The organism is Paraburkholderia sp. J41, assembly GCF_905220235.1.
Taxonomy (GTDB): domain Bacteria; phylum Pseudomonadota; class Gammaproteobacteria; order Burkholderiales; family Burkholderiaceae; genus Paraburkholderia.
The window spans coordinates 100475-113432 of record NZ_CAJMZE010000013.1 but is presented as its reverse complement, the minus strand read 5'-3'; the positions used below and the strand labels follow the sequence as shown (position 1 = coordinate 113432).

Below are 12958 nucleotides of genomic sequence, written 5' to 3'. Positions count from 1 at the left end.
TCGGTGCAATCCGTTTCGGTGAGTCGTCATTCGACCGCGTAGGCGAATTCGTCGCTTTCGCCGACGCGCACGCTCACGCGCGCGATGGGCGTGCCCTCCGCGATGCGTTCGAGCATTTGCTGCGCGAGTTCGGGCAACAGCGTGCCGTTCAGAATGTGATCGACATTGCGCGCGCCCGAATCCACTTCCGTGCAGCGCGCGAGCACGGCCTCGACGAGCGACTCGTCCCACTCGAACGTCGCGCCATGATTCGCGTCGATACGGCGGCGAATGCGTTCGAGCTTCAATTCGATGATCTCCGCGAGCACGTTGTCGGAAATCGGGTAATACGGCACGACCTTCATGCGCCCGAGAAACGCGGGCTTGAACGTCTTGTACAACTGCGGCCGCAGCAATTCGCCGAGCGCGTGCGCGTCGGGCATGGCTTCCTCGGGCTGGTTCAGGCACGCCTGCATGATCGCCGCCGATCCCACGTTGGAAGTGAGAATGATGAGCGTGTTGCGAAAGTCGATTTCGCGCCCCTCGGCGTCGTCCATCGTGCCCTTGTCGAACACCTGGAAGAACATTTCGAGCACGTCGGGATGCGCCTTCTCCACTTCGTCGAGCAGCACGACCGAATACGGATTTCGGCGCACGGCTTCGGTGAGCACGCCGCCCTCGCCATAACCCACATAACCGGGCGGCGAGCCCTTGAGCCCCGAAACGCTATGCGCTTCCTGATATTCGCTCATGTTGATGGTCACGAGCTTGCGTTCGCCGCCGTAGAGAATGTCGGCAAGAGCCAGCGCGGTTTCGGTCTTGCCCACGCCCGAAGGCCCCACGAACATGAACACGCCGCGCGGCTTGTTCGGGTCTTCGAGATTCGCGCCCGCCGTGCGCACGCGTTGCGCGATGGCTTCGAGCGCATGATCCTGCCCGACGATGCGCTCCGCGAGCAGCGGCTTCAGGTTCAGCACGGTCTGAATCTCGTCCTTGACCATGCGTCCGAGCGGAATGCCCGTCCACGACGCCACGATTTCGGCCACGCCGTGCGCGTCCACCTGCAACGGCACCATCGGCGCATCGCCTTGCAACGCTTGCAGGCGCGCGATCAGTTCGGGCAATTCGGCGCGCGCGGCATCGGCCTCGCGAATTCGTTCGGACGACGTACTATCTTCGCGCGCCGCGTCGATCCCGCGGCGCAATGCCTCGATCCGCACCACGAGTTCGCGCTCCAGCGCGTAGCGCGCCTCGTGCGCCGCGACTTCCTCGTGCGCGGCTTCGGCTTGCGCGCGCAGCACCGCAAGGCGTTCGTCGTGAACGGCGCCATGCACGGTTTCGCGCTCCAGGCTCGCGATTTCGGCCTCGATGCGCTCGATCCGCTTTCTCGTGTCGTCGATGGCGCCTGGCGTCGAACCTTGCGCGAGCGCGACGCGCGCGCATGCGGTGTCGAGCACGCTGATGGCTTTGTCCGGCAATTGGCGCGCGCTGATGTAGCGATGCGAAAGCCGCACGGCTTCGGTAATAGCCTCGTCGAGAATGCGCACGTTGAAATGGCGCTCCATCAAACGCGCGATGCCGCGCAGCATGGCCGCCGCGATGGTTTCGTCAGGCTCCTCCACCTTGACCACCTGGAAGCGCCGCGCAAGCGCCGCATCCTTTTCGAAGTACTTCTTGTACTCGCTCCACGTGGTTGCCGCGATCGTGCGCAATTCGCCGCGCGCGAGCGCCGGCTTGAGCAGATTCGCCGCATCGTTCTGACCCGCCTGACCGCCCGCGCCGATAATGGTATGCGCCTCGTCGATGAACAGCACGACTGGCTGCGGGCTCTTTTTCACTTCGTCGATCACGCTCTTGAGGCGGTTTTCAAATTCGCCCTTCACGCTCGCCCCCGCTTGCAACAGGCCCATGTCGAGCACGCGCAACGCCACGCCGCGCAACGGTTCGGGCACGTCGCCCGCCGCGATGCGCAGCGCGAGCCCTTCGGCCACCGCCGTCTTGCCCACGCCCGGCTCGCCCGTGAGAATGGGGTTGTTCTGGCGGCGGCGCATGAGAATGTCGATGGTCTGCCGGATTTCGGCCTCGCGACCGATCACCGGATCGAGATGCCCTTCGCGCGCGCGTTGCGTGAGATCGGTCGTATAGGTGTCGAGCGCAGGCGTTTTCGAGGCGCCGTTCGCCGCGCCCGGCATTGCGTCGTTTGCATCGCCGGCATGGTGCGAGGCGGCGTGCGCCGTTTCCGGTTGCAGCGCTTCTTCCGAGCCTTCCGTCACGTCGTCGAAACGATGCTTGAGATCCGCCGCCGATACCTCCGCGAAACGCGCCGACATGCGTTGCGCGAACTGCGCGAGATCCGGCGCACTCAACAACGCGAGCAGCAAATGCCCCGAACGAATGCGCGCAATGCGCGAATCGAGCGAAGCAATCAGCCACGCCTGTTCGAACAGCGCGATCAAATGCGGCGAAAACACCGGCGTGCGGGTATTGCCCGATTTGAGCTGCTGCAATTCGCGTTCGAGATCGGCGCGCAACGCATGCGCATCGACGCGCGACGCACGCAGCGCGCACACGAAGTCGCTTCTCTGCGCTTCGAGCAACGCAAGAAAGAGATGTTCGAGATCCACCTCGTAATGGCCACGCGAAAGGCACAGGCTCGCGGCGCGTTCGGCGGCAATCCGGCAAGTCGTATCGAGCTTCGCGATCAGGGTCTTCAAGGGCGTGCTCATCATGTGCGCTGTGGCCTCGTCGATTTTGTCATCGTGGTCAGTGAATCACGTGCAATTCATAACGCGCGTCGGCGCGATCGCAATCGGCTTCATGCGTCGAAAGAAACGCATCCCAGCCCAGTCGCGCGCCCGCGCCCAGTCGGCTGCCGCTCACCTCTTCGCGGCGCAGGACAAGCAGCACCTCGTATTCGAGCGTCACGCGCGCGAGCAGCGTGAGCATGCGCTCCAGCGCAACCGCGTGCTCCGCGCCGGGCAGGAACGCTTCGTACTGCGCCTTGGAAAGCGGGCCGATCACGAGACGCGCGCGCATGTCGCGCTGCCACACGCGTTCGCCCGCGAGCGCCGTTGCGCCCAGCACGACATTGCGCCGCCCCAGCATCGAAAGCTGATCGGGCGGCACGTCGTACCATTTGCCGACGAACTGCTCGACGCGCATGGGCACGTCGAAATACTCCGAAAGCGTGTTGCGCAGCCAGGCGGCGGAAACGGGCTGATGGCGCGCCGCTACCGCATGACCCGCGATCGATTCGTCGAAGATCGCCCCCTCGCCCTCGTGCAGCCCCTCGCGCGCGGACTCGCCGGCCACGCCCGCGAGCGCCAGCAGCAAAGGCAAATAACGTTCGTCGCGATCGAGTTCGTAATGCAGCGGCAAACGATATTTCTTCCACGCCGAATAGAACAGCGCCGTGGCGCGATTCGAAAACACGTCGAAGAATTCGCGCGCCGCGCGATCGCGCCGCAAATGCTCGCGCGCCGAAATCTGCTCGGTATAGCTCAGCGGCAACGCGCCTTGCGCACCGAGCAAGCCGAAGAACGCGGGCGTGAGATCGACGCGCTCGAACTCGCCCGAAGCGAGCGCGGCCGCGCGCTGTTCCGCATTGCCGAGCGCGTCGCCGGCGGCATCGTAAGAAGTGGCTTGCTCGATTTCGCTCGGCGGAAAACCGAGCGAAAGCGTGTTGCGAAACGCAATGCGCCGCGGCAGCACATCGCGCTGGCGCGTGTCGGTGTTGTCGACGAACCAGCGTTCGAGCAGCCGCACCGCCTGAAAAAAACCGAAGCGATGCGGCTCGTCGAGCAGCCGCCCGATTACGCCAGAATCGATTCGCCGCTGCGGGGCAAGCATCGCATGATCTCCTCGCCGGTGCGCCGCGAGACGACCACCAGTTGCACGAAACTATTGATATGAACGTAAAGACCGAAGAACACGTCGATCACGCGCACGAACGTTCCCAGGCTCGCACCGACAAAATGGTCCTCGTCCACGGTGAGCCGTATTTCGAGTCCGCGCACGAAGGTCGCGAACGGCTTGCCGGGCAGCCACTGCACGGCCGCGCGCTGCTCGACATTCACGATGCCGTCCACATGCCGCGCCGAAACCGCCGAGCGCCGCAAGTCGTAGAGCGCGAGCATTTCCTTGAGCGTCGTGGCGCCTTCGCTCGCGAGCGAAACATGATTGAGCGCGAGATGCGAAACGAGCCGCCAATGCGCGGCCTGGCGGCGCTCGAAACGCACGCACGGCGTGGGGCGCAACAGCAGCGCGATGCGGTTGGTGATCGTGCCGCCATCAATGAACAGATCGCCGCCTTCCAGCCCGATCGAAAGCCCCGAAGGCAGATCGCGATTCGTGCAGGTGAGGTCGAGACTCAGTGTTTCCGTCTGCTCTTGCACGGGATCGAAGTCGATATCGACAATCGAGATTTCCGTTTCGTAGCCGGGGCTTTTTTGCGCCACCCACTCGTCGCGCCGCGAAAACCAGTAATGGCCCGCGCGCGTGGATTCGCCGTGACGCAACGAATAAAACGGCCGAAACTCGATCACCGACTCGTCATGCGCGCGCTGGCGCACGAGCTGCACGGAGTCGATCGAATACACTTCGTAGGCGAACGCACGGCGCGCCTCCGCCACGACGGGATACGACACGGCATGATGATCGAGGCGGATCGGCTCGCCGTGCTGCTTGAACAGATTGACGACCGGCGTGCAGAAAAGCCGCAAATGATGCGCCGCCAGCGAGTCGAGCAGGCGCGCCGCGTGCGAGTCGCTGCGCACGTCCTTGAGCACGATGTGCAGCGTGAGACGGCGGCAGCGGCCCACGGCGCGCGTCATCTTGTCGAGATCGAAATCGACGAAATCGAACTTCTCGGGAAACGCAAAATACTCGGTGAGCAAGCGATAAGCGGGATGCGACTTCGCGGGGTAGTCAATGAGCGCCTCGCTTTCGTCGAAACCCGCCTGCGCGAACGGCAGCGAAGAGAGCGCGCGCCAGCGGCCGTTGCGCTCGGGCTCGGCGTACGCCGCAATCGCATTGACGAACAGACTGTCGCCGAGCGCCGCGATAAACGATTGTTCGCCTTGCAGATACACGCGCAATGGGCCGCTTTTCAAGGCGCCCAGATCGAATTGCTGTGCCGTGGATTCGAAGGTGATCGAAATCACGCCGGCGGCGTTCTGCGGCAGGACGGTTGCGCCAGGCGCAATCGCGGCCGGCATGAAGCGCGCTTCCGAGATGCGAATGGGCGCGAGCGTTACGTCGTAGGCCGTGCGAAAACGGCACTGCACGCCGCGTATGGGCCGCGACTTGAGTTCGGTGCCGCGCTCGATCAGCGCGGGCTCGGTCAGATTGCCGAACGACGCCGCGTCGCCGAGTTGCGCGACAGAGCACGAGGGAAAGGGCCGCAAATAATGCGGGTACAGCACTTCGAGCAGCGCTTCGGTAAATTCGGGGTAATCGTCGTCGAGCCGTTTGTTGATGCGCGCGCCGAGCAGCGCGAACGACTCGATCATGCGTTCCACGTGCGGGTCTTCGCAATGCTCGCCGGTCAACGCGAGACGGCCCGCGATCTTCGGATAGCGCTGGGCGAATTCGCGCGAGTAGCGCCGCAGAAACGACAACTCGCGCTCGTAGTACGGCAACAACGCTTCCATGCACTCCCCCGCCCCTAAACGCTATTCGCGCGCCGCGTCATGCCTTCGCGCGGGCCCGCGTGACCGAATACTGCAACGTGGAAGGTTGCAGCATCGCGTCGAAATTGACCGGCTCCTCGGCCGGATGCACCACCAGCAGCGCCTGAATCGCGAAGTACAGCGAACTCGTGGACGCTTCGTTCAGTTCGAGCGTCACGCTCACGCGCTGCAAGCGCGGCTCGTGCCGCTCGATTGCCTGCTGGATCGACTTGCAGATGAACGCGCGGTCGTAGTGGCTCGCGAGGCTCAGCCCCGCGAAATCGTTGAGCCCGTACGTGAGAATCGAGCGGCGGCACTCGGGCAACGCGGCAAGCTCGTGCTCGGTGAACGCAATGCGCGTATTCAGGATCGATTCGAGATCGCGCGCCACGGTCGCCTTCAGCTCGTCCATGGACAATTGCCGCACGACCGCCGCCGCGGGCGAGTGCGGATCGTCGTCGAAAAGCTTGTCGAGCAAACCGGGTTCGAAACGCTTCATGGCGTGCCGCGTCGAACCGGTCAGGCAAACGGCGAAGCGGCCAAGGCCGCCTCGTCATGCGTGAACGTGCGCGTCATACCGCGTACGTCTTGTCGTTCTTCGTGAGGCTCCAGGCGCCTTGCGCGTTGCCGCCCTGATTGCCGCCGATCTTCTGCTGCGTGTACTTCCATTGCACGGCGGCGTACTTGAGCGAGAATTGCTCGCTCGGCAGGCCTTCGCCCACGACTTCCGGCGTGATGCTGGAAATGATCACGTACTTGAGCTTGATTTCGAGGTACTTGATGCGGTTGCCTTCGCCGTCCGAGCGCATGAAGTCGATCGTGACTTCATCGAACGTGGTGCCGCCCGAGGCGTGCTGGTACAGCAGCGGGCTCACGACGTCGATGTCCTTCGTGAAGCGCATGTCGGCGTGCTCGCAGCGCTCGGCCGTGTGGCCGCCCGCCGTCGAAGCCGTTGCGGAGCGAGGTTGCAGGATCGAGTGATTCCACGTATCGATTTCGATCCAGCCCGCGTGGTCCTTGTCTTGCGACTCGCCCTTGATCGCCGGATTACCGAATTTTAGATAGATGTCCTTCATGATGCCTCGACTCCCCAGAGAGGTGGTTTGCACGGTGCCTGCGAGCCCTTTTCACTCGCACGCTTATCGGAGCGAACCGCCGGGCGGCGGATCGGCTCGTTCGGACTGCTTGGTTCGGACTACTTATGGCGCGGCGTTCGCCAGCCCCAACTCCGCTCGCGGGGGGTCTGGTGCGCCACGCCGCCGGCGCGGCGACGCGCCTCCCGCGCCGTTACGAATTCGCGGGCTTCGGCAAGTCGGCCACGAGGCGCAACGAAATCGACAGTTCGTCGAGCTGGAAATGCGGCCGCAAAAACGCCACCGAGCGATACACGCCCGGCTTGCCCGGCACTTCCGCCACTTGCACCGACGCTTCGCGCAGCGGGAATTGCGCCTTCTGTTCCTGGGTGGCGTTGTCGTCGAGCAGCACGTACTGCGAAATCCAGCGGTTCAGGAACACTTCGACGTTTTGCGCCGAAGCAAAGCTGCCGATCTTGTCGCGCATCATCGCCTTCAGATAATGCGCGACCCGCGAAACCGAGAAAATGTATTGAAGCTGAGCGGAAAGCACCGCGTTCGCGTTCGCGCTGTCCGTGCTGTATTTCCGGGGCTTTTGCACCGATTGCGCGGCGAAGAACGCGGCGTAGTCGGAGTTCTTGCAATGCACGAGCGGAATGAAGCCGAGGTCGCTCAATTCCTTTTCGCGGCGGTCCGTGATGGCAATTTCGGTCGGGCACTTGAGCGCGACTTCGCCGTCGTCGGTCTTGAACGTGTGCGTGGGCAAGTCCTCGACCAGACCGCCGCCTTCCACGCCGCGAATGGCGGCGCACCAGCCGAAGTCGTCGAATGCCGCCGTGAGGCGCGCGGCGAATGCCCACGCCGCGTTGCACCAGAGGTATTTGCCGTGGTCGGTGCCGTCCACGTTCTCCACGAAGTTGAAGCCTTCCGCCGTTGCGCCGTCTTTCGGATTGAACGGCAAGCGGCCGAGGAAGCGCGGCAGCGTGAGACCCACGTAACGCGAATCTTCGGCGTCGCGGAACGACTTCCACTTCGCGTATTCGACCGTGTCGAACACCTTGCCCAGATCGCGCGGACGGCCGAGATCGGCGAACGATTCCAGACCGAGCAATTCCGGCGATGCCGAGGCGATGAACGGCGCATGCGCGGCCGCCGCGACATGCGACATCTGCTCGATGAAATACATGTCCTCGGGCTGGCGCGTGATTTCATAGTCGCCGATCAGCGTGCCGAAAGGCGCACCGCCAAACGTGCCGAATTCCTCTTCGTACACTTTCTTGAAGAGCGCGCTTTGATCGAATTCGACGGCCGTCTTGAAGTCGCGCACGATATCGCGCTTGGGCGCGTGCAGGGCCTTGATCTTGATGGTCGAACCGGTATTGCTTTCCTTGCACAGATAATCCAGCCCGCGCCAGGTGCCTTCCAGACGCTGGAATTCCGGCGCGTGCATCACCGCGCTCAACTGGTCGGAGATCAGGCGGTCGAGTTCGGCCACGCGTGCGTCGATGGTCGCCGAAAGATTGTTCGACACCACCACGGTGCCTTCGAGCACCTGATTCACGAGTTCGCCGATCAGGTCTTTCGCGCGGGCGTGTTCCGACTCCGATTTGGCGACCTTGCTTTTTTCGACGATCTCGTCGAGCAGCGAAGGCATGGCTTGCGTTTCTTCCACGGCCACGGCGCGTGCCGCGCCAGTCTGCTGATTCATTTCGGTCTCCGAAGCTTATTCGCCGTCGTTCGCGGGATCGTTCGCGCGGGCGTCCGCGCCGTTGCCCGCCGCTTCGCCGCTGCCCGCGAGCGTCTGCAACTGCTGCGTGTTCGCGAGCACTTCGCTCAGCAGGTCTTCGAGCTTGTCGTTGCCGGCGAGCTTGTTGCGCAGATCGGCGAGCTTCGAACGCGCTTCGAGCAGGCGGCGCAGCGGTTCGATCTGCTCGACGACTTCGTCGGGGTTGAAGTCGGACATCGAACGAAAACGCAGGTCCACGGCGAACTTGCCGCCCGCCTCGCTCAGGCGATTCTCCACCTGGAAGGCCGCGCGCGGCTCGATGCCCTTCATCACGTCGTCGAAGTTGTCGCGGTCGATGCTCACGAACTTGCGATCGCGCAGACGCGGCTGCTCCACTTCCGATTGCCCCGCGAGATCGCCCATCACGCCGACCACGAACGGCAGCTCCTTTACCTCGATCGCATCGCCGCGCTCGACCTCGTAGGTCAACTGCACGCGCGGCGGCCGCACTTTCTGCAAGCGCTTCTGGATACTTTCTTTCTTGGCCATCGAGGGTTCCCCTGTTCCGGTCACGACCGGTCACGACCGGTCATGAATAAGCGAATCGCTGCGCGGCGCGCGCCGCGCATACGGATCAACGCAAGGCGCTGAACGGATCGGACGCGCCGCCCGCCTTCGCCGGCGTTGCCGGCTTGACCGGTGCGGGCGCGGCCGGAGCCGCCGCGGTAGCGCTCGCGCTCGCGCTCGCGCCCGCGCTCGTCTCGGCCGCGGTTTCGGTTGCCTTCGGCGCGGGCCTGACCGCGCGTCGCACGATGCGGCGCTTCTTCGGCACGGGCTTTTCGGCCTGCTCGGGCGGGAACAGCGAATCTTCGCCGAGCGTGTCGCGCAACTGCTTCGCGAGCGCTTGCGCGTCGGACTTCGCGTCGCCTTGCAGCGAGGCGTCCTGACGTAGTTCGCCGAGCGATTCCGTGGCCACGCGCAAACCCGCGACCGCCAGCACGCTTTTCGCGGCGCGATCGGTTTGATCGCGTTGCAGCGCTTCCTGCGCGGCAACGATAGCCTGACCGTAATGCTGCTGCTGGAACTGGATCTGCGCGATGTGCGACCACGGCTCCTCGCGCGTGGGATCGCTTTCGGCGAGTTTCTGATAAAGCGCGACGGCCTTATCCTGGTCGCCGTTCTTCGATGCGGCGTCGGCATCGGCTAACGCCTTGTTGTATATCTCCGGCGACGCGGCGAGGTTTTTGTCCTGCGTAGCACAGCCCGCGACCACTCCGCATGCCAGCACCACCCCGGAAAGCCTGGAAATGAACCTGTTTATCATCGTTCTTTCACCAGCGTGTAATTTTTAATTCGGAGGAAGGAACCAGAGTTCTTTTGCTTTAGCTCCAATGCGCGGGTATAGTACAGGCCAAATTTCGATAATTCAACTTCTCATTACAAGTTGTGCGTTCCAAATAAAATCGTCAAACGGAGTTGACGGCGCAACGGCGGACAATAAGGAAATTATTTCTCGATCGCTGGATTGAATTAACAATTGAGTGGAAAAAATTTCCGCCCATATAATCGGGTTCGTATCGACGGGGGATTACCATGCAATGCATCGCGCATTCGCTCATGAAGAAGCCGGTATTGGCGGCATGGTGCCGATAATGAAGGCGCGCATTATTCAGCTTGCATGCGTGTCGATGGCGAGCGCGGCGCTGGCCGGCTGCGCGGCGGCGGTGCCCGCGCTCGGCAGCGCCGCCTCGGCCGCCATGCAGCTTGCCGGCTTCGGCAAGCCCGACGTGCCGGATGCCCAGAAACCCCCGCGCAACGTGGCCATTACGCTCTTTGCGGCCAAAAATCTCAATGCCGCGAACGACAGCAAGCCGCTCGCACTCGTCGTGCGCCTTTACGTGCTGAAGGACCCCACTTCGTTCCAGCAAGCGCCCTTCGATACCTTTACCGACCCGGCGAAAGAGAAAAGCGCACTCGGCGCGGATCTGCTGAACGTGCGCGAGATTACGGTGATTCCGGGCCAGCGTTATAACGCCACCGAAAAGGTTTCGCGTGAGGCGCAGGCATTCGGAATCGTCGCGCTATTTCGCGATCCGGCCATGCAGCGCTGGAAATTTGCCTTCGATCCGGCGAAATCGGAAAAATCCGGCATAATGGTCGGCCTTCACAATTGCGCAATGACGGTCACGAGCGGCGCCGTGATCCCGGCGGAACAGGGTTTGCCGGCGCAATCGCTGAATTTACTGTCCTCGGTGAGTTGCGGATGAACCCCGGATCGAAAGCCGTACCAGAAGCGCATGAATAGCGCGAAAGCGGATTATTTAAAGCAGGCGCTGATGAGCGGCGCGGCGCGACCCGAATCACACTGATAACATAATTGTCATGAGTTATTCATCGAAAGTGCTTTGGGGAGAAGGCCTTTTTCTGAGGCCTCAGCACTTCCAGCGGCAGGACGCTTATCACGAGGCGCGCCTGTTCGAATCGATTCAGGCCATTCAGCCGTATAACTGGGGCGTGCGCACCGCGCGGCTCGATCACGACGCGCTTGGCAGCAACATGCTGCACATGAGCCAGATTTCGCTGGTGTTCCCGGACGGCACGCTCTACAGCGCGCCGCAAGCCGACGACCTGCCGCCGCCCGTCGCGCTCGACACGCTGCCCGAAGGCATCAACGAATTCACCTTCTACCTCGCGCTGCATCCCGTGCGCGAGACCGGTACGAATTACGCGGCCGACCGCAACGCGGGCTTCGTCGCGCGCTACGTGAGCGAACAGGCGAGCGTGGCCGACCATTACACGGACGCCGCGCAAGCCGACGTCACCTTTCTCAAGACCAACGTGAAGCTCATCGCGCATAGCGAGCCGCGCGATCAACTGCTCGCGGTGCCGCTCGTGCGCGTGCGCCGCACGGCCACCTCGGGTTTCGAGGTGGACGAGAGTTTCGTGGCGCCGAGCCTCGCGATCGAAGCGTCGCCATTGCTGCATCAGCGGTTGCGCCGCCTGATCGACGCATTGCAGGCCAAGGTCAACGCGCTTTACGGCTTTCATCGCGAGCCCACCAAGAACATCATCGAATTCCGTTCGGGCGACATCGCATCGTTCTGGCTGCTGCATACCGCGAGCGGCGCGTTCGCCACGCTCGCGCATTTGTACCAGCACGCCTCGCTGCATCCCGAGCGGCTCTTTCACGAGTTGCTGCGCCTCGCGGGCCAGTTGATGACGTTTTCGAAGGGGTACACGCTCGCCGACCTGCCCGCGTATCGCCACGACGATCCGGGCCCCGGCTTCGCGCGCCTCGACCAGATCCTGCGCGACCTGCTCGAAACCGTGATCTCCACGCAGTACTTCGCCATCGCGCTGGAGGAAGTGCGGCCGTCGTTTCATATCGGCCGGCTCGACTCGGGCAAGATCGACGACAAGACCACGTTCTATCTCGCGGTTTCGGCGGACATGCCGGCCGTCGATCTCGTCGATGCGGTGCCTGCGCGCTTCAAGGTGGGCGCCCCCGACGACGTGGACAAGCTCGTGCTCTCGGCCATGCCCGGCGTGCGGCTCGTCTACACGCCGCAGGTGCCGCCGGCAATCCCGGTGCGGCCCGGTGCGTGCTACTTCTCGTTCGAATCGCGCGGCGCGCTTTATGAGCGCATGGTGCAATCGCAATCGGCCATGGTGTATGCGCCCTCGGGCATCAACGATCTTAAACTCGAACTGATCGCGGTGACGTCATGAGCCACGCCCCTTCCCTGTTCGGCAGCGCCGCGCCTTCCACCGCGACGCCGCCCGCGAGCCACGCCGAACCCGCTTATCAGGTGCGCTCGCTGCTCGACTTGCTGTACGACGGCTTTTTCATGCTGTTTTTGCTCAAGAACGGCCGTGAGCCCGGCGAGGCCGCCGAATTTGGCGCGCGCGTTCAGCAGTTTCTGGGCGACTTCGAGCGCGGCGCGAAAAAGCTCAACGTCGCCGCCGAAGATGTGTACGCGGCGAAATTCGCGTTCTGCGCGGCGGTGGACGAATCGGTGCTGTCGTCCGCGTTTCGCATTCGGGGCGAATGGGAGCGGCGCCCGCTGCAACTCGTGCTGTTCGGCGAACAACTCGCGGGCGAAAAGTTTTTTCAGTATCTCGAAGATTGCCGCGCACAGGGCGCGGCGCGCCTGCAATCGCTCGAAGTTTTCCACATGTGCCTGTTGCTCGGCTTCCAGGGCAAATACATGCTCGAAGGCCCGGAAAAGCTCGCGTATCTCACCGCGCGCCTCGGCGACGAAATCGCGCACATGAAGGGCAAGCGCGCGCCCTTCGCGCCGCACTGGCCGCTGCCCGATCAAGTCGCGCACCGGCTCAAACGCGAAGTGCCGCTCTGGAGCATCGGCGCCGTGTTCGCGCTCGTGGGCGTGCTCACCTGGCTCGGCCTCAGCACGTGGCTGCGCGACAACACGCTGCACACGCTCGCGCCCTACACGCAATTGATCAAGCTCGGGCCGCAATCGGCGAATCTGACTATTTCGCTACCCTAA

Annotated in this window: 11 protein-coding genes; 3 read left to right on the top strand and 8 right to left on the bottom strand. The window is 63.3% G+C overall.

What is annotated here, in order from left to right:
* Positions 1 to 26: 26 nt before the first annotated feature.
* The 8 genes from tssH to U5805_RS15885 form a co-directional block, all read right to left on the bottom strand.
* Positions 27 to 2705, bottom strand: a complete 2679-nt coding sequence (gene tssH / locus U5805_RS15920; protein ID WP_322104510.1) for a type VI secretion system ATPase TssH — start codon at positions 2703 to 2705, stop codon at positions 27 to 29.
* A 37-nt stretch (positions 2706 to 2742) separates the two neighbouring features.
* The gene (tssG, locus tag U5805_RS15915; RefSeq protein WP_322104443.1) at positions 2743 to 3828 is read right to left on the bottom strand and encodes a type VI secretion system baseplate subunit TssG; all 1086 of its coding nucleotides are present in this window, start codon (positions 3826 to 3828) and stop codon (positions 2743 to 2745) included.
* The gene (tssF, locus tag U5805_RS15910) at positions 3792 to 5630 is read right to left on the bottom strand and encodes a type VI secretion system baseplate subunit TssF (protein ID WP_322104442.1); all 1839 of its coding nucleotides are present in this window, start codon (positions 5628 to 5630) and stop codon (positions 3792 to 3794) included. The genes tssG and tssF overlap by 37 nt, the downstream gene beginning before the upstream one ends.
* Positions 5631 to 5667: 37 nt before the next feature.
* Positions 5668 to 6147, bottom strand: a complete 480-nt coding sequence (tssE, locus tag U5805_RS15905; protein WP_322104441.1) for a type VI secretion system baseplate subunit TssE — start codon at positions 6145 to 6147, stop codon at positions 5668 to 5670.
* Positions 6148 to 6220: 73 nt separating this feature from the next.
* On the bottom strand, positions 6221 to 6724 hold the full coding sequence (locus U5805_RS15900; protein WP_322104440.1) for a type VI secretion system tube protein Hcp: 504 nt from the start codon (positions 6722 to 6724) through the stop codon (positions 6221 to 6223).
* Between the two features lie 211 nt (positions 6725 to 6935).
* Complete coding sequence (tssC, locus tag U5805_RS15895; protein WP_322104439.1) at positions 6936 to 8429, bottom strand: type VI secretion system contractile sheath large subunit; 1494 nt, start codon at positions 8427 to 8429, stop codon at positions 6936 to 6938.
* A 15-nt stretch (positions 8430 to 8444) separates the two neighbouring features.
* On the bottom strand, positions 8445 to 8996 hold the full coding sequence (gene tssB, locus U5805_RS15890) for a type VI secretion system contractile sheath small subunit (protein WP_322104438.1): 552 nt from the start codon (positions 8994 to 8996) through the stop codon (positions 8445 to 8447).
* An 85-nt stretch (positions 8997 to 9081) separates the two neighbouring features.
* Positions 9082 to 9771, bottom strand: coding sequence for a tetratricopeptide repeat protein (locus tag U5805_RS15885; protein WP_322104437.1), 690 nt, complete (start codon positions 9769 to 9771; stop codon positions 9082 to 9084).
* A 328-nt stretch (positions 9772 to 10099) separates the two neighbouring features.
* Between U5805_RS15885 and tssJ the strand changes: the two genes are divergently transcribed.
* From tssJ to icmH, 3 genes are all read left to right on the top strand, one after another.
* A complete protein-coding gene (gene tssJ / locus U5805_RS15880) occupies positions 10100 to 10714 on the top strand; it encodes a type VI secretion system lipoprotein TssJ (RefSeq protein WP_322104436.1) in 615 nt (204 codons plus the stop codon).
* Between the two features lie 115 nt (positions 10715 to 10829).
* A complete protein-coding gene (gene tssK, locus U5805_RS15875; protein ID WP_322104435.1) occupies positions 10830 to 12176 on the top strand; it encodes a type VI secretion system baseplate subunit TssK in 1347 nt (448 codons plus the stop codon).
* Positions 12173 to 12958, top strand: a complete 786-nt coding sequence (icmH, locus tag U5805_RS15870) for a type IVB secretion system protein IcmH/DotU (RefSeq protein WP_322104434.1) — start codon at positions 12173 to 12175, stop codon at positions 12956 to 12958. Before tssK ends, icmH begins: the two co-directional genes overlap by 4 nt.

What these genes read in the sequence shown, in the direction of transcription:
- tssH (WP_322104510.1), bottom strand. Translation starts at nt 2,705, where the DNA reads ATGAGCACGCCCTTGAAGACCCTGATCGCGAAGCTCGATACGACTTGC.
- tssG (WP_322104443.1), bottom strand. Translation starts at nt 3,828, where the DNA reads ATGCTTGCCCCGCAGCGGCGAATCGATTCTGGCGTAATCGGGCGGCTG.
- tssF (WP_322104442.1), bottom strand. Translation starts at nt 5,630, where the DNA reads ATGGAAGCGTTGTTGCCGTACTACGAGCGCGAGTTGTCGTTTCTGCGG.
- tssE (WP_322104441.1), bottom strand. Translation starts at nt 6,147, where the DNA reads ATGAAGCGTTTCGAACCCGGTTTGCTCGACAAGCTTTTCGACGACGAT.
- U5805_RS15900 (WP_322104440.1), bottom strand. Translation starts at nt 6,724, where the DNA reads ATGAAGGACATCTATCTAAAATTCGGTAATCCGGCGATCAAGGGCGAG.
- tssC (WP_322104439.1), bottom strand. Translation starts at nt 8,429, where the DNA reads ATGAATCAGCAGACTGGCGCGGCACGCGCCGTGGCCGTGGAAGAAACG.
- tssB (WP_322104438.1), bottom strand. Translation starts at nt 8,996, where the DNA reads ATGGCCAAGAAAGAAAGTATCCAGAAGCGCTTGCAGAAAGTGCGGCCG.
- U5805_RS15885 (WP_322104437.1), bottom strand. Translation starts at nt 9,771, where the DNA reads ATGATAAACAGGTTCATTTCCAGGCTTTCCGGGGTGGTGCTGGCATGC.
- tssJ (WP_322104436.1), top strand. Translation starts at nt 10,100, where the DNA reads ATGAAGGCGCGCATTATTCAGCTTGCATGCGTGTCGATGGCGAGCGCG.
- tssK (WP_322104435.1), top strand. Translation starts at nt 10,830, where the DNA reads ATGAGTTATTCATCGAAAGTGCTTTGGGGAGAAGGCCTTTTTCTGAGG.
- icmH (WP_322104434.1), top strand. Translation starts at nt 12,173, where the DNA reads ATGAGCCACGCCCCTTCCCTGTTCGGCAGCGCCGCGCCTTCCACCGCG.